Source organism: Marinicella meishanensis (genome assembly GCF_019931145.1).
Classification (GTDB): domain Bacteria; phylum Pseudomonadota; class Gammaproteobacteria; order Xanthomonadales; family Marinicellaceae; genus Marinicella; species Marinicella meishanensis.
The window spans coordinates 264,620-284,365 of sequence record NZ_JAIOUV010000005.1 but is presented as its reverse complement, the minus strand read 5'-3'; the positions used below and the strand labels follow the sequence as shown (position 1 = coordinate 284,365).

At 52.1% G+C, this 19,746-nt stretch carries 14 protein-coding genes; all 14 read left to right on the top strand.

The annotated features are described in order from the left end of the window. Positions 1 to 7: 7 nt before the first annotated feature. The 14 genes from nuoI (at position 8) to K7G70_RS10550 (ending at position 19,745) form a co-directional block, all read left to right on the top strand. On the top strand, positions 8 to 496 hold the full coding sequence (gene nuoI / locus K7G70_RS10615) for an NADH-quinone oxidoreductase subunit NuoI (RefSeq protein ID WP_223788616.1): 489 nt from the start codon (positions 8 to 10) through the stop codon (positions 494 to 496). Further along, on the top strand, positions 493 to 1,137 hold the full coding sequence (locus K7G70_RS10610) for an NADH-quinone oxidoreductase subunit J (RefSeq protein ID WP_223788615.1): 645 nt from the start codon (positions 493 to 495) through the stop codon (positions 1,135 to 1,137). Before nuoI ends, K7G70_RS10610 begins: the two co-directional genes overlap by 4 nt. Continuing rightward, positions 1,134 to 1,436, top strand: coding sequence for an NADH-quinone oxidoreductase subunit NuoK (gene nuoK / locus K7G70_RS10605; RefSeq protein ID WP_223788614.1), 303 nt, complete (start codon positions 1,134 to 1,136; stop codon positions 1,434 to 1,436). Before K7G70_RS10610 ends, nuoK begins: the two co-directional genes overlap by 4 nt. Positions 1,437 to 1,439: 3 nt before the next feature. Continuing rightward, positions 1,440 to 3,398 (top strand): NADH-quinone oxidoreductase subunit L, encoded by a 1,959-nt coding sequence (gene nuoL / locus K7G70_RS10600; protein WP_488801379.1) that lies wholly within the window; start codon positions 1,440 to 1,442, stop codon positions 3,396 to 3,398. 10 nt (positions 3,399 to 3,408) lie between these two features. Further along, complete coding sequence (locus K7G70_RS10595; protein WP_223788612.1) at positions 3,409 to 4,914, top strand: NADH-quinone oxidoreductase subunit M; 1,506 nt, start codon at positions 3,409 to 3,411, stop codon at positions 4,912 to 4,914. Next, positions 4,915 to 6,360, top strand: a complete 1,446-nt coding sequence (gene nuoN, locus K7G70_RS10590; RefSeq protein ID WP_223788611.1) for an NADH-quinone oxidoreductase subunit NuoN — start codon at positions 4,915 to 4,917, stop codon at positions 6,358 to 6,360. It begins immediately after the preceding gene. 39 nt (positions 6,361 to 6,399) lie between these two features. Then, a complete protein-coding gene (purE, locus tag K7G70_RS10585; RefSeq protein WP_223788610.1) occupies positions 6,400 to 6,906 on the top strand; it encodes a 5-(carboxyamino)imidazole ribonucleotide mutase in 507 nt (168 codons plus the stop codon). Then, positions 6,903 to 8,000: a 5-(carboxyamino)imidazole ribonucleotide synthase gene (locus K7G70_RS10580; protein ID WP_223788609.1), complete on the top strand. Its 1,098-nt coding sequence runs from the start codon at positions 6,903 to 6,905 to the stop codon at positions 7,998 to 8,000. Before purE ends, K7G70_RS10580 begins: the two co-directional genes overlap by 4 nt. A gap of 48 nt (positions 8,001 to 8,048) precedes the next feature. Beyond that, the gene (hemA, locus tag K7G70_RS10575) at positions 8,049 to 9,296 is read left to right on the top strand and encodes a glutamyl-tRNA reductase (protein WP_223788608.1); all 1,248 of its coding nucleotides are present in this window, start codon (positions 8,049 to 8,051) and stop codon (positions 9,294 to 9,296) included. Beyond that, complete coding sequence (prfA, locus tag K7G70_RS10570) at positions 9,286 to 10,365, top strand: peptide chain release factor 1 (RefSeq protein ID WP_255589971.1); 1,080 nt, start codon at positions 9,286 to 9,288, stop codon at positions 10,363 to 10,365. Before hemA ends, prfA begins: the two co-directional genes overlap by 11 nt. 6 nt (positions 10,366 to 10,371) lie before the next feature. Beyond that, the gene (locus tag K7G70_RS10565) at positions 10,372 to 11,835 is read left to right on the top strand and encodes a tetratricopeptide repeat protein (RefSeq protein ID WP_223788606.1); all 1,464 of its coding nucleotides are present in this window, start codon (positions 10,372 to 10,374) and stop codon (positions 11,833 to 11,835) included. Between the two features lie 216 nt (positions 11,836 to 12,051). Further along, positions 12,052 to 13,479 carry a DUF4407 domain-containing protein gene (locus K7G70_RS10560; RefSeq protein ID WP_223788605.1) on the top strand — a complete coding sequence of 476 codons (1,428 nt, stop codon included), beginning with the start codon at positions 12,052 to 12,054 and terminating at the stop codon, positions 13,477 to 13,479. A 234-nt stretch (positions 13,480 to 13,713) separates the two neighbouring features. Further along, positions 13,714 to 18,285 (top strand): glutamate synthase large subunit, encoded by a 4,572-nt coding sequence (gene gltB / locus K7G70_RS10555; RefSeq protein WP_223788604.1) that lies wholly within the window; start codon positions 13,714 to 13,716, stop codon positions 18,283 to 18,285. Next, complete coding sequence (locus K7G70_RS10550; protein WP_223788603.1) at positions 18,285 to 19,745, top strand: glutamate synthase subunit beta; 1,461 nt, start codon at positions 18,285 to 18,287, stop codon at positions 19,743 to 19,745. The genes gltB and K7G70_RS10550 overlap by 1 nt, the downstream gene beginning before the upstream one ends. Position 19,746: the final 1 nt, after the last annotated feature.

Genomic DNA, 19,746 nt, shown 5'->3' with positions numbered 1-19,746 from the left:
ATGAGTCATGACTAAATTTGTTAAATACCTCAAAAGCTTAACCCTGAATGAGATTCGCAAGGGCTTGATGCTGACTCAAAAATATTTCTTCAAAAGAAAATTCACCGTCAGATACCCTGAGGAAAAAACCCCCAAATCGCCACGCTTCAGGGGCCTGCATGCCTTGCGACGATACCCCAATGGGGAAGAGCGTTGCATCGCTTGCAAACTGTGCGAAGCGGTCTGTCCCGCTGCGGCCATCACCATCGATTCGGACGTGCGGGAAGATGGCTCGCGACGCACTACCAAGTATGAAATCGATTTGTTCAAGTGCATTTATTGTGGGTTCTGTGAAGAATCCTGTCCCGTTGATTCCATCGTGGAAACCGATATCCATGAATACCACTTCGAGTCGATGGGCAAAAATGTCATGACCAAAGAGCAATTGTTGGCCGTGGGCGACATGTACGAAGAGCACATTGCCAAAACCAAACATATGGATGCCAAATACCGATGATCATTTCTCCTGAGCTGTTCCAACAATTCATTTTTTATCTGTTTGCCACTTTCACAGTGGGCTCGGCCATGGCCGTGGTCACGGTGAAGAACACCATTTATTCGGCCTTGTTTTTGGTTTTGTGCTTTTTCAACACCGCGGTGTTGTGGTTGTTGATTGAAGCCGAGTTTTTGGCCATCACCCTGGTGTTGGTCTATGTCGGTGCGGTGATGGTGCTGTTTTTATTCGTGGTGATGATGCTGGATGTCAAGCAAGCCAAGGCATCACAACTGAAACAGTCATACACCAAGGCGGCTTTGTTGATTGCGGCTGCCATGTTGGTTGAGTTGATGGTGTTGTTTGCCTACAAATTGAGCGGCCAGCTGCCAACCAATGAATTGATCAGGCAAGAACAAGGCTACAGCAACGTATCAGAGGTGGGCATGGCATTGTTCACCACCTATGTCTATCCGTTTGAGATTGCCGCGGTGATCCTGTTGGTGGCCATCGTGGCTGCCATCATGTTGACCATGCGCAAACGCCAGGGCAACAAACAAATGGATGCGGCCAAACAAATCAACATCAATCCGGCCGAACGCATCCGTGTGGTATCCATGAAAGCCGAAAAACCGGAGAAGCGTCACTCAGGAGAAGAGTCATGAGTCTACAACATTACCTGATCGTCTCTGCCATCTTGTTTGTCATCAGCATGGCCGGTATTTTCGTCAATCGACGCAATGTGTTGGTGGTGCTGATGTCGATTGAATTGATGTTGTTGGCCGTCAACACCAACCTGATCGCCTTTTCCAAATACCTGGACAATGTGGAAGGCCAGGTGTTTGTGTTCTTTATCTTGACCGTGGCGGCGGCCGAAGCGGCCATTGGTCTGGCCATTTTGGTGGTGTTATTCCGCAACAAGAAAACACTCGAAACCAAAGAAATCAACGAATTAGAAGGGTAGGCCATGGAAATGAAAACGACATTGATGCTCATCGCTTTTGCGCCCTTGGTGGCCGCTGCAGTGGCCGGCTTGTTTGGGCGAAAAATTGGTCGAGTGGGATCCCACACGATCACCATCGGGGCGGTGGGTCTGTCTTGTGTGCTGTCGATCAAGGTGTTGTTGCAATTCATCAACGGCGAAGCCAGCCCATTCAATGAAAACCTCTACACCTGGATGGTGACCGGTGATTTGTCCATGCACGTGGGATTCATGGTCGACTCCTTGACGGCGATCATGATGGCGGTGGTGACCTTTGTGTCACTGATGGTGCACATTTACACCATTGGCTACATGAGTGATGATCCGGGCTATCAACGCTTTTTCAGTTACATCTCCTTGTTCACCTTTGCCATGTTGATGTTGGTGATGTCGAACAACTTCCTGCAACTGTTTTTTGGTTGGGAAGCCGTGGGATTGGTGTCGTACCTGCTGATTGGCTTTTGGTACAAAAAAGAAACCGCCATTTTTGCCAACATGAAAGCCTTTTTGGTGAACCGGGTTGGTGATTTTGGGTTTTTGATCGGCATCGCAGCGGTGTTGATGTCTTTTGGCACCTTGGATTATGTGGAAGTGTTCAACATGGCACCGCAAATGGCCAATGAGACCATCAGCATTTTTGGTGATTCACAGTGGTCATTGATGACGTTCATTTGTGTTGCCTTGTTCATCGGCGCCATGGGCAAGTCAGCACAGGCCCCATTACACGTGTGGTTGCCGGATTCCATGGAAGGCCCCACACCCATCTCTGCCTTGATCCACGCCGCCACCATGGTGACCGCTGGTATTTTCATGGTGACCCGCATGTCACCCTTGTTTGAGATGTCCGATGCGGCCTTGAGTTTTGTCATGCTGGTCGGTGCCTTCACGGCCTTTTTCATGGGCTTGATTGGCATCGTGCAAAATGACATCAAACGGGTCATTGCCTATTCCACCTTGTCACAGCTGGGTTACATGACTGTGGCCTTGGGTGTGTCGGCTTATTCCGCCGCCATTTTCCACTTGATGACCCATGCCTTTTTCAAGGCCTTGTTGTTCTTGGGTGCCGGTTCGGTGATCATTGCCATGCACCACAAACAAGACATGCAAGAAATGGGTGGTTTGAAAAAATACATGCCCATCACGTTCATCACGGCCTGGATTGGGACCCTGGCCTTGACCGGCTTCCCCGGTCTGTCCGGCTACTTTTCCAAAGATGCCATCATCGTCGCCACTGGCCTGTCAGACCGTTGGGGTTCTGGGGTGGCTTATCTGGCGGTGCTGTTGGGCGTTTTTGTCACCGCTTTGTACAGCTTCCGACTGTTGTACTTGACCTTCCACGGCAAAGAACGGATGGATGTGCACACCCGCGATCATTTGCATGAATCACCCTGGGTGGTGACCTTGCCTTTGATTCTGCTGGCCATTCCTTCGGTGGTGATTGGTTGGATGACCATTGAGCCCTTGTTGTTCGGTGGCTTCATGTCTGACGCCATCCAGGTCAATCGCTTGAATGATGTGATGGCCGAAATGAGCAACGATTTTACCGGCTCTGGGGCATTTGCCTTGCATGGCTTCATCACTTTACCGTTCTATTTGATGCTGGCAGGCTTCGGCTTGGCCACCTACATATATCTGAAAAAGCCAGCGCTGGCCACCCAAATCAAGAAACAACTGGCCCCAATTCACCGCATCTTGGACAACAAATATGGCTTTGACGCCTTCAATCAAAAAGTGTTTGCTGGTGGCAGCGTCAAATTGGGACAAGCTTTGTGGAAATGGTCAGATTCGAAATTGATCGATGGTTGGATCGTCAATGGCAGCGCCAAAGTGGTCAACGCCATTTCTCGTTTCATCCGCTCGTTACAGTCCGGTTATGTGTTCCACTATGCCTTGGTCATGGTGGTCAGTGTCATCGTGTTCATCGGTTTTTACGTGTTTAAGTAGGCAGATTGTTATGTTTGAAGGCTCAATATTAAGTGTTCTGATTTGGCTGCCTATCTTGGGCGGATTGGCCTTGTTGCCAATGGGTCCGGGCCGCGCGGGGATGGTTAAACTGGTGGCGCTGCTGGTCACTGTGGTGACGTTGTTGTTGAGCTTGCCACTGTGGGCCCAGTTCGATGTGACCACCGCCAATTTGCAATTTGAAGAGAAAGTGGTGTGGGTGGATGCCTTCAACATTTTCTATCACCTGGGCATTGATGGCATCGCCTTGCCGTTGGTGATCTTGACCACCTTCATCACGGTGTTGATTGTGTTGTCGGCCTGGCGGGTCATCAAAGTCAATGTCCATCAATACATGGCGGCGTTCTTGATCATGGAGGGCATGATGATTGGCGTGTTCACCGCCCAAGACGCCTTGCTGTTTTACATCTTCTTTGAAGCGATGCTGATCCCCATGTTCGTGATCATCGGCATCTGGGGTGGCCCCAACCGGGTGTATGCCACCATCAAATTCTTCTTGTACACCTTTTTGGGTTCGGTGTTCATGCTGATCGGTTTGATCTATCTGTACATGCAAGCCGGCAGTTGGAATTTGACCGATTTGGCGTTGCATCCCCTGAGCATGAGCGAACAAAGTTATTTGTTCTTTGCCTTTTTGGCTGCTTTTGCGGTGAAGATTCCCATGTTCCCGGTGCACACCTGGTTGCCCGATGCCCACGTTGAGGCGCCCACCGGCGGCTCGGTGGTGCTGGCTGCCATCATGTTGAAAATCGGTGGTTACGGTTTCCTGCGGTTTTCCTTGCCGATCACCCCGGACGCCAGTTCTGAATTCACCTGGCTGCTGATCACCTTGTCTTTGATCGCCGTGGTCTACATCGGTTTGGTGGCGATGGTGCAAAAAGACATGAAGAAATTGATTGCCTATTCATCCATCTCACACATGGGCTTTGTCACCCTGGGCTTGTTCCTGGTGTTCATGTTGATCAAGAATGGCGGCAACAGCCAAATGGCGGTAGAAGGTGCCATGGTGCAAATGATTTCCCATGGCTTCATTTCGGCGGCCATGTTCCTCTGTGTGGGGGTGCTGTATGACCGCCTGCACTCGCGCATGATCAAGGATTACGGTGGGGTGATCAACACCATGCCTTGGTTTGGCGCTTTTTTCGTGTTTTTTGCCATGGCCAACTCAGGCCTGCCTGGCACCTCTGGGTTTGTCGGCGAGTTCATGGTGATCCTGGCCAGTTTCCAAGCCAACTTCTGGATTGCATTCCTCGCTGCCATGACCTTGATTGTCGGCGCGGCGTACTCCCTGTGGATGGTCAAGCGGGTGATTTTTGGTGACATCACCAATGATTCGGTGGCCTCGCTCAAAGACATGAATGCCAGAGAATTCTTCATTTTGGCGGTGTTGGCCATCATGGTGTTGTTGTTGGGTGTGTGGCCTGAGCCGTTGATTGAAGTGATGAGTGCTTCGGTTCGACAAGTCATTGAATACGTATCTGTCAGTAAGGTGATATAAATGTTTGGTTGGTCTGAATTGATCCCGGCGTTGCCGGAAATCCTGGTTCTCAGCATGGGCTGTGTGGTGTTGATCACCGGCTTGTTCACCGAGAAAAACAAAGGTGGTTTCATCATCTTCCTGTCGGTCATCACCATGGTGTTTGCGGCCATATTAACGGTCAAAGATCACGTGGCAGGGGCCAACTTCGGCAGAGAACTGCTGTTTAATGGCACCTTCATTCGCGATGGTTTCGGGGATTTGTTGAAAGTGGTGGTGTACTTATTGATGATCGCGGTGTTTTTCTACACCAAACAATACCTGCGCCAAAGAGACAATGTCCAAGGTGAATACTTTGCCTTACTGTTGTTTGGTACCTTGGGCATCATGGTGATGATTTCAGGACACAATTTCATCGCCCTGTACCTCGGCCTGGAGTTGCTGGCGTTGAGTTCATATGCGCTGGTGGCGTACAACCGCAAGGACATCAACAGCAATGAAGCGGCCATGAAGTACTTTATTCTGGGGGCCTTGGCTTCCGGCATGCTGCTGTATGGCATGTCCTTGATTTATGGGGCCGTCGGCACCTTGCAATTGAATGAAGTGTCCCAGGCCATAGCCGGACAAAACAACGACATGTTCCTGATTTTGGGACTGATTTTTGTGATTGTTGGCATCGGCTTCAAACTGGGTGCTGCACCCTTCCACATGTGGGTTCCTGATGTGTATGAGGGGGCACCTACGGCGACCACATTGTTCATTGCATCGGCGCCCAAAATCGCTGCGTTTGCCTTGGCTGTGCGCATCTTGGGGCAAAGCCTGGATGTGTTGATGGAGCACTGGCAATCCATGCTGGCGGTGTTGGCCATCGCCTCCATTGTGATTGGTAATTTGTTTGCCCTGCAACAGACCAATTTGAAACGCCTGTTTGCTTACTCAACCATCTCGCACATCGGCTTCATGCTGTTGGGCTTGGTCGGTGGTGCCGAAGGCATCGCGGCTTCCATGTTTTACATCATTGTTTATACCATCATGGCAGTCGGCGGATTTGGCATGATTGTGCTGCTCTCAAACAAAGGTTTTGAAGCGGATCAGATCGTCGATTTCAAGGGCCTCAACCAACGCAATTCGTGGTACGCCTTTTTGATGTTGTTGTTGGTCGCGTCCATGGCCGGATTTCCGCCGTTGATTGGCTTCTTCTCCAAACTGTACGTGCTCAAGGCTGTGGTTGACCAAGGCTTCGTGTTGTTGGCCGTGGTGGCGGTGCTGTTTTCGGTCATCGGGGCGTTTTATTACCTGAAAATCATCAAAGTGATGTATTTTGAGGAACCAGAAACCGATCAATCGATCGATGCCAGTTTTGATGTGAAAACCATTCTGAGCATCAATGCGCTGGCGCAATTGGGCTTGTTGGTGGTGTTGCCGGTGTTGTTTGAAAACTGCATCTTTGTAACTCAGTCACTTTAACGTTAAAATTAGCCCCTTTAGCTTGGTGATCATTGCGTCATGACAACAACGAACAAGCCATCTGTGGCTGTCATCATGGGTTCACAGTCTGATTGGGCAACCATGAGCCATTGTGCAGAGTTACTGAAGCAACTGCAGATTCCCTTTGAAACGGAAGTGGTGTCGGCTCATCGCACGCCAGATAAAATGTTTCAATACGCTGCAACAGCCCAATCCCGTGGCATCCAATTGATCATCGCCGCCGCCGGCGGTGCCGCGCATTTGCCGGGGATGGTGGCCGCAAAAACCGCCTTACCTGTGCTGGGTGTGCCCATTCAATCCAGGGTGCTCAATGGAGTCGACTCCTTGTTGTCCATCGTCCAAATGCCAGCAGGCGTGCCGGTCATGACCATGAGTATTGGCGAAGCCGGGGCCAAGAATGCGGCTTTGTCAGCCGCTTCCATACTGGCGCTGCACAATGAAGACGTGGCTCAGCAGCTGGCCGCATACCGCCAGCAACAAACCGAACGGGTGTTGCAAAACCCCAATCCTGCGCAACCACAATGAACCCAAGAATTGGCATACTCGGAGGCGGACAATTGGCCCGCATGATGGCATTGGCGGGTTATCCGCTGGGTTTTGAATTTGTGTTTTTTGATCCCGCAGCAGACTCCTGTGCCGGTCAGGTGGGCGAGTTGATGGCGGCTGAATACCACAATGAATTGGCGCTGGAAGAGTTTTGTCAAAAAGTCGATATTGTGACCATTGATTTTGAAAACGTGCCGGTGGATACCTTGCGCTATGTGCAAAAGAAAAAGCCGGTGTTTCCCAGTCCTGAAGTGTTGGAAATCGCTCAGGACCGCTTGTTGGAAAAGGAATTTTGCCACACTTGCGGCATCCCGACCACTGAATTCGCCACCATCAACAGCTTATCTGAGCTCAAATTTGCGGCCAAAAAATTCAAGCACGATGCGATCCTCAAAACCCGCAGAATGGGTTACGACGGCAAAGGGCAATACCGCATTACTCAAGCCGCGGACATCAACCAAATCCCCGAGTCATTGCTGCAACAAGATTTGATTTTGGAGCAACGGGTTCCATTCAATCGCGAAGTGTCGGTGATGGTGGCCAGAAATGGCTTGGGTGAGATCACCCATTGGCCCTTGTGTGAAAACAAACACAAGGAAGGGATCCTCACCACCACGATTGTGCCGGCTAAGCATTCTGAATTGGATGAAATCACGGCGGAATACGCCAAACAATTGGCCGTGGCCTTGAATTATGTCGGGGTATTGGTCATCGAATTCTTTCAGACCGAGACCGGGGTGTATGTCAATGAGATGGCCCCTCGGGTACACAACTCAGGCCATTGGACCATCGAAGGGGCCGCCACCTCACAGTTTGAAAATCACCTGCGCGCGGGTTTGAATTTGCCTTTGGGCTCGACCCAGATGAAAGGCATGGCGGCGATGTTGAACTGGATTGGTGCTTTTCCGGATAACATCTTGTCAATCACGGAACAAGACCTGTTTTGGCATGTGTACGGCAAGGAACCCCGTCCGGGTCGAAAAATAGGCCATTCAACCCTGTTGGCAGCCACGCCACAAGAATTGCATGATAAAATTGTGGACCTGGTGAAAAAGTTGGGTGTGCAGCTTTAGCGAACCACCGCCGACCGCTGCATCCTGTTAAGTTCCCCACGATCTATCATGCCCATTTGCGTACTTGGAATTAATCACAAAACCGCCACCCTTGAAGTCAGAGAACGCTTCGCGGTGGCTGAACATGATTACCCATCACACTTGACCCGCCTGTACCAATTTCCCGTGGTGCAGTCAGCCGTGGTCATCAGCACCTGCAACCGCACGGAATACTACCTGTCGGTGCCATCCATCAAAGCGTTCAAGGAACAAGCCGATGAGGTGTTGGGGTTTGACAGTGCCGCCAATCACGTGTATTTAAAAACCGGTCAAGAGTGTGCCGCTCACTTGTTTGCGGTGACCGCTGGGGTGGATTCTTTGGTGTTGGGGGAAACCCAGATTCAAGGGCAGGTGAAGCGGGCTTTTGATGAAGCCAGCCAATTCAAACAAAACGGCGAAATGAACAAGCTGTTTCAAATGGCTTTCAAAACCGCCAAGCTGGTCCGCTCCGACACCGAAATTGGGCGCAATCCGGTGTCTGTGGCCCATTGTGCGGTGCAATTGGGTCGACAGATATTTGGCGCCTTGGAACAGCAAAATGCCTTGGTGGTGGGGGCCGGTGAAACCGCAGAATTGTTGATCCGATACCTGATCAACCACGGTGCACAAAACCTGACAGTGGCCAACCGCACCGCCGCCAATGCAGCCAAATTGGCCGGCCTGTTCAACGCCTCAACCTTGGGTTTTGATGCGGTGGCCAATCACTTGCATGAATTTGATTTGGTGTTCACCGCCACTGCCAGTCCCAGCACACTGATCCAGCAGGCAGATGCCTTGCAGGCTTTGAAGCGCCGCAAATACAAACCCATGGTGATGATTGATTTGTCGGTACCCAGAGACATCGATGAAAACATCGCGCAATTGGAAGATGTGTTCCTGTATGCAGTGGATGACTTGCAAAAGGTCATCACAGAAAACATCAAACGGCGGGCCAGCACCATTGACGAAGCCACCCGCATCATTGATGCCGAAGCGGAGTTGTTGGGTCAATGGATCAAACGCCATCGCCACCATGACTTGCTCAAACAATACCAAGCAAAAGTGGAACGCATCAAACAAGCAGTGTTGGATCGGCAAATGACTCAGGACCTCAGTGAAGAGCAGGCCAATAAATTGAACACCGTGGCGCATCAGGTCAGCAAAAAGTTGTCGCATGACCACATCAGTGCCTTGCGTAAAATCATCGAATCTGGCAACGAGGAACACATCAAACTGGTGGCAGATTTGCTGGCTTTGGAAATGAATGATGACACCTGAAATCACCCAGAAATTGGCCCACGCCGAAGACCGTTATGAAGAATTGGGTTTGTTGATGTCTGATCCTGAGGTCATGGCCGATCAAAACCAGTTCAAAAATTATTCGATTGAATACGCCCAAATTGAGCCCTTGGTGCAAAACTACCGCTCGTTCAAGCAAGCCAGCGCTGAATTGGCCGAAGCCCAAGAACTGTTGGGGGATCCTGAAATGGCTGACTTGGCACTTGAAACGGTGGCTGAATGTGAAGCCACTTTGGGGCAATTGGAACTGGCATTGAAAAAGTTATTGATTCCCAAAGACCCCAATGACAACAACAACATCTATCTGGAAGTGCGGGCCGGAACCGGTGGTGATGAAGCCGCCATTTTTGCCGGAGATTTGTTTCGCATGTACAGCCGCTATGCCGAAAAGAAGGGCTGGCGGGTGACCGTCATGAGCGTCAATGAGGGCGAGCATGGCGGCTACAAAGAAATCATTGCTTTGGTTGCAGGTACCGGGGCATATTCCCGCTTTAAGTTTGAATCAGGCACACATCGGGTGCAACGGGTGCCAGAAACCGAATCCCAGGGTCGGGTCCACACCTCGGCATGTACGGTGGCGGTGCTGCCTGAAGTCGACCAGGTGCATCAAGTGGATTTGAACCCCGCAGATTTGCGCATCGACACCTTTCGATCTTCCGGCGCCGGCGGGCAGCACGTCAACACCACCGACTCAGCCGTCAGAATCACCCATTTGCCCACCAACACGGTGGTGGAATGCCAGGATGAACGGTCACAACACAAAAACAAGGCCAAGGCCATGTCGCTATTGACCGCCCGCATTTTGGATGCCCAACAAGCCCAAGTCAAAGCAGAGCAATCGGCTGCCCGAAAACTGCAAGTGGGCAGCGGCGATCGTTCACAAAGAATCCGAACTTATAACTACCCACAAGGTCGAATATCTGATCATCGGATCAACTTGACAATGTATAAATTGAATGAAATCATAGATGGTGAACTGGATTGGCTGATCGATCCACTCACCGCCGAGTCGCAGGCTGAACTTTTGACCCAATTGAATCAAACATAAATACCCATGAACAGAATCCTCAACAAGACTGTGATGCCACTGTTGCTGGCGCTCAGCCTGACTGCTTGCCAAACCCCACCCAAACAGCCAGAACCTGTCCAAGATGACGCCACCTTGGCATTTGGTTGGACCCAATTGCAACAGAGCACCTTGAATCATTTGCGTGAACAAAGCTTTGGCGAAGCCAACATCAACATCAAACAAATGATGGCTTTTGCCGGCAGCGACCCTGAAAAATGGGAATACATCCGCAAAGCCATGGTGTCGATGCCACCCGAAATGGCCACTGAATTGATCGATCAGGCATTGGCCAAGCCGTTCATTCAACAACAACCTGAAGAGCGGTTTGCCTTCAGTCGCTTACTGACTCAACTCAAACAAGAGGCAGCAGCCCTGGCCTTGATCAATGGTGTGATCAAAGACGACAAACAAGTGCCCTATGTGTATTGGCGGGCCCGCTTGTATTTGTTGTTGGACGAAGAGGCCAAAGCGGATAAGGATTACCAGTGGTTGTTGAAAAGGGATTCGGGCAACCCGGATTACATTGGTCAATATGCCACTTTGTTGAATTACTTGCAACGGGATGAAGATGCCTTGGCCTTGTTGCAGCAACACGAAAATCAGGTTGATTTGTTGTTCCGCCAGATCATCTTGCTGCTGCAGCAAGGCGATCGTGGCACGGCCGAAGACAAGTTGGTGCAGTTGAAACCTTTGGCGGCCAACGCAGACCTCAGTGCCGCCCAAAAGCTGGAAATCGGCGAACTGGCCTTTTGGCTGGATGACCACGACTACAGCATGTCCTTGTTGACCTCGATCAAATCTGGGGACCAGTTGAATGCCGCCAAGTTGTTGATTGGTAACCTGCTGGTGGCCCAAGAGGACTTTGCTCGAGCAGCTGTGGTGTTTCATCAAGTGCAAAATGGACCAGAAGAACACGCCATACCGGCCTATCAGTATGAAATTGAACTGCACAAAAAGCAGGGCAACACCGATGAGGCCCTGGCCGTGGCGAACACCGGATTGTCGATGTTTAAAGACCACAAAGACTTGTTGTATTCACGGGCCATGTTGTTTGAGTCGATGGACGACATCGCGTCTCTGGAGGTGGACCTGCAACGCATCTTGACTTTGGAACCAGACAATGCCGACGCCTTGAATGCCTTGGGTTACACCTGGGCCGATCGCGACATGAACTTGGACCAAGCCTATGAGTTGATTTTGCAAGCCCACGAGATCAGACCCACCGACAAAGCCATTTTGGATTCGGTGGGATGGATTTATTACAAGAAAGGCGACTTGGACCAAGCCGAAAAATACCTGCGGCTGGCCACCGCCAACAACTTGTCGGACTTGGAGTCATACCAGCATCTGGTGATCGTGTTGCAGGCCTTGGGCAAGCAAGCCGAAGCGGCCGCGGTTGAAGCCAAAATAGCGGAATACTTTCCATCGGCCGAAAAATTACCCCACTGACCGCTACAGTTTTTGGGTTCGTGCGCATCCTCTGATGGCGGCGTTGGTTGGATAAAGCCGCTAAAAAGTTGGCATTCGGGCTGAACTTAATCCAAAATAACCAGTCACAAATGGTGATGATTGTTGCTTTGACACGGCTGCAGACGTGCCATCAAATCCATGGCAAAGGATTTTTGTGAAGTCAAATTGGGCTTCAAACATAAAAAGAGGTCACCAATGAAACAACCCGACGCACCCAAAGAATCACTTTGGTTCAAACTCTGTGCTTTCCTGTCCTTAACCGATACCGATGTGCTGGCTGAAAGTGGTCGTTATGACCGCATGTTGGCTTATGCCATGGTGTTTCGGCAATTGGTCACGTTTGCGTTCACCTTTTTGCTGTTTTCTTACGGCGTCTCGATGTTCCTCAGTCCGGTGGCTGCGTACACCATCGGTTTTGTGTTCGCCCTGACTTTGTTTTTCTTGGATCAGGCGATCATCGGCTCGGACTGGGCCTTGCGCAACCCGTTCAAACGCGGCTTACCGATCAGGCAGTTGTTTGGATTGATTCCGCGGTTGATTTATTCGCTGATCATTGCCATCGGCTTGGCCACCCTGGCCGAAATCAGTTTGCAGGCCAATGCCATTGATGAACAAATTCAAAAAGATGTGGTGCAAAACAACCAGGAATACTTTGCCCGCATGGGTGAATATGAATTGGAGTTGGACACCACCGTCAATGCCACTGAAAACAAGATAGGCCAATTGCAGCAAGAAATCCTGAATCTGCGCACCACCCAAGAACAAATCAAAAACACCGATGAGTCTTACGATCAGGACACCGTGGCCAACAGCATTGACAATTACCAAGTGACCTTGGAAGAGTTGCAGCGTGATCAAAAAAATGCCATCAACACCATTGGTGTTTTGAATGAACGGTTGACCCAAACCCGCAGTGACTACCAGTACTGGTTCAACGAGTCGATTTTGGAGCGCACCGGACAAGATGGCCGACCACCGACCGAAGGACCGAAATACGATCGGGCGGTCAAAACCTACACACAGTTGGCTGAGTTGATACCGGTCATTGAAGCCGAAATCAATGACACCAAGGCGCGCTTGCAGACCATCGAAGAAAACATCCTGGCCACCACCAACACCCTCAATGACTACCAGCTCAAAAGCAACACCTTGAGTGAAAAAACGGCCACTTTGACGATCAATGAAGAGCGCTTGGCGCAGTTGAATGACAGCCTGCAAAAAGAGCAGCTGCTGTTGACTGAACAAATAGAAGACAAACAAGACAAGCTGGCGGCGTACCGCACCAAGCTGATCAATGACGGCTTGTTCTATGAGCAAAAAACCGGGTTGTTGGTACGCTATTTGGCCCTCAACAAAATCCATGCCGATCCGGAACTGGGTGAAGCGGCCATCTTGTTCAGTTACATGCTGAAGATTTTTTTCATCGCCATTGAATTGATGCCGGTGATCATCAAATTGTTTTTCAGTCCATTTTCTTTCTATTCATTGAAAATGTACCGCAAAATGCACGTGGCCCTGTTGGAAGAACAGGCCAAGCTCGATGCCGCCAATGCCCATTATGAGCAACAGCGGGACAAGCCGGGTCCATTACCTGAGCTGCCGACAGTCAAACAAACCATCTAGGGCAGAGCCAACCACTGCAATTAACCACCCGCCATGGGATTCTGTGGCGGGTTTTTTTGCGCCTGTTACCCAAGCCATTGACCCATTTATGGTGCTTTGGTCTGAGTTCGCACCACTTCATTGGCCCGCTGGTTTAGAGTCTTTACTCTACTTGATTGTGATAGTTTCAATGGGTATGGGCCGGATGCTTCCGGACCCGATTGCCTGAACCCAATCAACCGGACTGCCAATGACATGAAGAAAAACCACCAAATCGATCCGGACTTAGCACGCCAAGGCTTGTATCGGCCAGAATTTGAACACGACGCCTGTGGTGCGGGGTTCATTTGCAGTTTGCAAGGCAAAAAATCTCACGACATCATTCACAAAGCCTTGGAAATTTTGCAACGCCTGGAACACCGAGGGGCCGTCAGTGCCGATGGCAAAACCGGCGATGGGGCCGGGGTGTTGATCGACATCCCACACGATTTTTTTCAGGCGGTGTGTGACTTTGCGCTGCCAGCGCCTGGCGAATACGCCATGGGGCATGTGTTCATGCCAACAAAGAGCAATCAACGCCAGTATTGTCAACAAATCTTCGAGCAGCACCTGCAACGCCGTGGTTTGCAGATTTTGGGTTGGCGAGAAGCCCCGGTCAATCACACGGTGGTGGGCGAAATGGCGGCTTTGAGTGAACCCCACATTGTGCAGTTGTTTGTGCAGCCTGAGACCTCCATGCCGGCGCTTGACTTCAGCAGGCAGTTGTATGCCGCCCGCAAAGCCACTGAACACGCCATCCGCCGCTCTGAGTTGTCGCTGCGGGATCATTTCTATGTGCCCAGTTTGGACACCCGCACGGTGATTTTCAAAGGCTTGTTGTTGCCCCAAGACATCAAACGCTACTATACTGACCTGCAAGACCAACGGGTGGTCACCCGCCTGGCCCTGGTCCACCAACGCTTTTCCACCAACACCTTTCCCACCTGGGATTTGGCCCAGCCGTTCCGGCACATCTGTCACAACGGCGAAATCAACACCATCAAAGGCAATATCCGCCGCATGATGTCACGTGAGGAATTGCTGCAGGATGACTTTTTTGCCGATGATTTATCGGCCATGCTGCCGGTGGTGTTGCCAGGTAAGTCAGACTCGGCTTCATTGGATATGGTGGTGGAGTTGTTGTTGATGACCGGTCGCTCGTTGCCAGAAGTGATGATGATGCTGGTGCCAGAAGCCTGGGAAAAGAATCCGCACATGGATCCGGCCAAGCGGGCATTTTATGAATTCAACGCTTGTCTGATGGAACCCTGGGACGGTCCGGCTTCCATCCCGTTCACCGACGGCAATTACATCGGTGCTGTGCTGGACCGCAATGGTTTGCGGCCTTCACGATACACCGTGACCCGCGATGGTTATGTGGTGATGGCCTCGGAGACGGGGGTGGTGGACATCGCCGATGACAACGTGGCGCTGCATGGGCGACTGGAGCCGGGCAAGATGTTTTTGGTGCACATGGGTGAGGGCCGCATTGTGCATGACGACGAGATCAAACAACACATCAGTCAACAGGCCCCATATGCCGACTGGTTGGCATCGGGGCTGGTGCATTTGAAAGACATTCCCTACACCCGCATACCCAACCGCGCTGGCGAATTGTCACTCGCCCACAGGAAACAACTGTTTCAATACACCCAGGAAGACCTCGAATTGATCATCAAGCCGATGTCGGCCCAGGCCAAAGAGCCCATTGGTTCCATGGGTTCTGACACCCCGGTGGCGGTGTTGTCGCAACAACCGCAATTGCTGTACAACCACTTCACCCAATTGTTTGCACAGGTCACCAACCCACCACTGGATGGCATCCGCGAAGCCCTGGTCACCGACATCAGCTTGACCTTGGGTGCCGATCGCAACTTACTCAGCCGCGATCCTGGGCATTGCCGTAAACTGAAAATCGCCAACCCCGTGATATCCCAGCGCGATCTGCACAAAATCCGCACCCATGAGCAGGCCGGTTTGTGCGCCCACACCATCCCCATGCTGTATCCTGTCGCCCAGGGCTTGAATGGCTTGGAACAGGCGCTGGATGGGCTGATTACAGCCGGGGTTGCAGCCATCAAAACCGGCCACAACATCCTGATCCTATCCGATCGTCGGGCCGATGAACAAATGGCCCCGATTCCGGCTTTGCTGGCATGCTCTTACCTCAACAATGGTCTGCATGACAACCAGCTGCGTTCCCAATGCAGCGTCATCATTGAATCGGCGGAACCCCGGGAAGTACACCATTTTGCCATGTTGTTTGCCTATGGCGCCAGCGCCATCAACCCGTACATCGTCAACGACATCATAGCCGCGATGATCCAAGATGGCGAATTGACCGACATCGATGAACGACAGGCGGTGGAAAACTACAACACCGCGGTCGGAAAAGGCCTGTTAAAGGTGATGAACAAAATCGGCATTTCAACCTTGAACTCATACCGGGGGGCGCAAATTTTTGAATGTTTGGGCATCAACCAAAACACCATTGACCGTTATTTTCCCGGCACCGTGACGCGGGTGGAAGGCATTGGCTTGTATGAATTGGAGCAGGTGATCAGGACGGCCCATCACAACACCTTCGAATCAACGGCTGGACCAGCTGACAGCTTGCCTGCCGGCGGTGATTACCGTTGGCGACGGTTGGGTGAAAAGCATCAATTCAACCCAGCCACCGTGGCCAAATTACAACAAGCGGTGAGGCTCAACAGTGCCGATCATTACCGCGAATATGCCGCACTGATCAATCAGCAAAATGAGTCTTTCATGACCCTGCGCGGCATGTTGAAGTTCACTGATTTGGACCCCATCCCGGTGGCCGAGGTTGAGCCTTGGACAGCGATTGTCAAACGCTTCAAAACCGGCGCCATGTCCTACGGTTCCATTTCCGCCGAAGCCCATGAAAACTTGGCCATCGCCATGAACCGCATCGGTGGTCAAAGCAACTCAGGCGAGGGTGGTGAAAATGAACAACGGTTTTATCCCAATGCCAGCGGTGACTGGAAAAACTCAGCGATCAAGCAAGTGGCCTCAGGCCGTTTTGGGGTCACCGCCCATTACCTGGCCCATGCCAACGAAATCCAAATCAAAATGGCCCAAGGTGCCAAGCCGGGTGAGGGCGGGCAATTGCCTGGGTCCAAAGTCAATCCAGAGATCGCGGCCACCCGCAATTCAACACCCTATGTCGGCCTGATTTCACCACCACCGCACCATGACATCTATTCCATTGAAGACTTGTCGCAATTGATCCATGATTTGAAGTCGGCCAACCGCGAGGCCCGCATCAATGTCAAATTGGTGTCTCAGGTGGGGGTGGGTACAGTGGCTGCCGGCGTAGCCAAAGCCAAAGCCGATGTGATCTTGATTTCCGGCTTCGATGGCGGCACTGGGGCGGCACCACTGACCTCTTTGAAACATGCTGGTCTGCCTTGGGAGTTGGGCTTGGCAGAAGCGCAGCAGACGCTGGTGGCCAATGACCTGAGATCGCGAGTCAAATTGGAATGTGATGGTCAGTTAAAAACCGGTCGGGATGTGGCGATTGCGTGTTTGTTGGGGGCCGAAGAGTTTGGTTTTGCCACCGCCCCCCTGGTGGCATCAGGCTGCGTGATGATGCGGGCTTGTCACCTCAACACCTGCCCAGTGGGCATTGCCACCCAAGATCCACAACTGCGCCAACAATTCAAGGGCAAACCGGAGCACGTGATCAACTACATGTACTTTGTGGCCGAGGAGCTGCGCGGCATCATGGCTGATTTGGGTTTTCGCACGGTGGATGAAATGGTGGGCCAGGTGCAAAAACTGGACCGTCAGGCATTGCGCACGGCCAGTCGCGAGTGGAACCTGGATTTGTCACCGATCTTGTATCAGGCCCCACATCACCACCCGAGTCAGTTGTACGGCAGCGGTGCCCAAGACCACCAGTTGGCAGATAAATTGGATTTTGTGTTGAAAGCCGAAGCCCACATGGCCTTGTTCCGCAAAGAGGCCACCACATTAATCCACCCGATCAACAACACCGATCGCGCGGTAGGGGCCATACTGAGCCATGAAATTGCCAAAATTCACGGCTCCCAGGGCTTGCCAGAGGACACCCTGAGGTTGCAATTCACTGGCTCAGCCGGGCAAAGCTTTGGGGCCTTCGCCACCCATGGCTTGACCATGGAAGTGCAAGGCACCACCAACGACTATTTGGCCAAAGGTTTGTGTGGGGCCAAAATCATCATCAAAGTCCCGCCGGCTTGTTCCATCAAAGCCGAAGACAATGTCATCACCGGCAACGTCACTTTATATGGGGCCACGGCGGGTGAGGTTTACATCAATGGCCAAGCCGGTGAACGCTTCGCGGTGCGCAATTCTGGGGCGTCGGCCGTGGTTGAAGGCATTGGCGATCATGGATGCGAGTACATGACCGGTGGCCAGGTGGTGATTTTGGGCAAAGTGGGGCGGAATTTTGCCGCCGGCATGTCCGGCGGATTGGCTTATGTCTATGATCCAGCGCAACAACTGGCGGCCAACTGTGATGCGGCTGGGCTGAATCTGCTACCAGTGAGCGGCGAGCATGAGGCCACACTGAAGACATTGGTCAAGCGCCATGCCCAATACACCGGCAGTGAATTGGCCCATCGGCTGCTGCACCAATGGGCTGACGTCAAAAGTCAGTTCGTTTTGGTGTTGCCAGAAGAATACCGCCAGGCCATGCGGCGCCTGGAACAAGAACGCCAAGAACAAGCAGACATGGCACAAGATCACAGGGCACAAGAACGCCCCTGGCAGGAGGTGGGCTGATGGGTAAAGTCACCGGATTCATGGAATACAGCCGGATCACCGAACCCCAGCAAAAGGTGGCTGAGCGCATCCGTCATTTCCAGGAATTCACCCAGCCCCTGTCCTTGCCTGAGTGGCAACAACAAGGGGCGCGTTGTATGAATTGTGGCATCCCCTTTTGTCACAGTGGCTGTCCATTGGGTAATTTGATCCCCGACTTCAACGAGGCTGTGTATCAAGGACAGTGGCACAAAGCCAGTCAGATCTTGCACCAAACCAATAATTTTCCCGAGTTCACCGGGCGCTTGTGTCCGGCCCCCTGTGAAGAAGCCTGTGTGCTGAACATCCAGGACGCGCCCGTGAGCATTGAACACATCGAAAAGAACATCGCTGAACGGGCTTTTGCACAGCAGTGGATCAAGCCCCAAAAGCCAGCAGTGCGCAGTGGGCACCGGGTGGCGGTGATCGGCTCTGGCCCAGCCGGTTTGGCGGCTGCTGAACAATTGAACCTAGCCGGCCACCACGTTACGGTGTTTGAGCAAGACGCCCGCATCGGTGGTTTGCTGCGTTATGGGATACCCGATTTCAAACTGGACAAGTCGGTCATTGATCGGCGCCTGCACCTGATGCAAGCAGCAGGAATTGAATTTCGCCCACAAACCCAAGTGGGACGCGACCTCAGCGCGGCACAACTCAGGTCACAATTTGCCGCCACCGCCCTTTGTGTGGGTGCCAATCAGCCCCGTGAGTTACCCATTCCAGGTTGTGAACTGCAAGGAGTCCACCAAGCCATGTGCTTTTTATCGCACAACAACCGGCTGGTGTCGGGTGAAAGAGAGGCCGATCCAGCCTTGATGGCCACAGATAAGTGCGTGATTGTCATTGGTGGCGGCGACACCGGTTCTGACTGTCTGGGCACCGCGGTCCGACAACAGGCCGCCTCGGTGGTGAATTTGGAAATCATGCCACAGCCACCAGCACAACGCCCTGCGCATCAGCCTTGGCCATACTGGCCCATGCGTTTGCGTCCCAGCAGTTCGCATCAAGAGGCCGGTGAACCCAATTGGGCGATCACCACCCAGGCTTTTTTGGGTGATGAACAGGGCCACCTGCGAGCGCTGCGGACGGTGGCGGTGAAATGGCAGAACAAGCAGGGTCAAATGACCTGTGAGGAAGTGCCCGGCACCGAACAAGAGTGGCCTTGTGACATGGTGTTGTTGGCCATGGGTTTCACCGGCACCCAAGCGGCCTTGGCAACGGCCTTGGGTCTGTCACGCAATGCGCGGGATTTGTTGGCGGTGAATGCCAACAGCCATGCCTTGGATGACCATTTTTATGCCGCTGGCGATTGTCGTCGGGGGCAATCACTGATCGTTTGGGCCATTGCCGAAGGCCGGGAACTGGCGCGCCAGATCGATCTCGATCTGATGGGATCAACCCGCTTACCCAGCAAAGGACCCGGTGATTTACCCCCACCCTGAA

Excerpts from the sequence above, each read along its gene's own strand:
- nuoI (WP_223788616.1), top strand. The coding sequence starts at position 8 with ATGACTAAATTTGTTAAATACCTCAAAAGCTTAACCCTGAATGAGATT.
- K7G70_RS10610 (WP_223788615.1), top strand. The coding sequence starts at position 493 with ATGATCATTTCTCCTGAGCTGTTCCAACAATTCATTTTTTATCTGTTT.
- nuoK (WP_223788614.1), top strand. The coding sequence starts at position 1,134 with ATGAGTCTACAACATTACCTGATCGTCTCTGCCATCTTGTTTGTCATC.
- nuoL (WP_488801379.1), top strand. The coding sequence starts at position 1,440 with ATGGAAATGAAAACGACATTGATGCTCATCGCTTTTGCGCCCTTGGTG.
- K7G70_RS10595 (WP_223788612.1), top strand. The coding sequence starts at position 3,409 with ATGTTTGAAGGCTCAATATTAAGTGTTCTGATTTGGCTGCCTATCTTG.
- nuoN (WP_223788611.1), top strand. The coding sequence starts at position 4,915 with ATGTTTGGTTGGTCTGAATTGATCCCGGCGTTGCCGGAAATCCTGGTT.
- purE (WP_223788610.1), top strand. The coding sequence starts at position 6,400 with ATGACAACAACGAACAAGCCATCTGTGGCTGTCATCATGGGTTCACAG.
- K7G70_RS10580 (WP_223788609.1), top strand. The coding sequence starts at position 6,903 with ATGAACCCAAGAATTGGCATACTCGGAGGCGGACAATTGGCCCGCATG.
- hemA (WP_223788608.1), top strand. The coding sequence starts at position 8,049 with ATGCCCATTTGCGTACTTGGAATTAATCACAAAACCGCCACCCTTGAA.
- prfA (WP_255589971.1), top strand. The coding sequence starts at position 9,286 with ATGACACCTGAAATCACCCAGAAATTGGCCCACGCCGAAGACCGTTAT.
- K7G70_RS10565 (WP_223788606.1), top strand. The coding sequence starts at position 10,372 with ATGAACAGAATCCTCAACAAGACTGTGATGCCACTGTTGCTGGCGCTC.
- K7G70_RS10560 (WP_223788605.1), top strand. The coding sequence starts at position 12,052 with ATGAAACAACCCGACGCACCCAAAGAATCACTTTGGTTCAAACTCTGT.
- gltB (WP_223788604.1), top strand. The coding sequence starts at position 13,714 with ATGAAGAAAAACCACCAAATCGATCCGGACTTAGCACGCCAAGGCTTG.
- K7G70_RS10550 (WP_223788603.1), top strand. The coding sequence starts at position 18,285 with ATGGGTAAAGTCACCGGATTCATGGAATACAGCCGGATCACCGAACCC.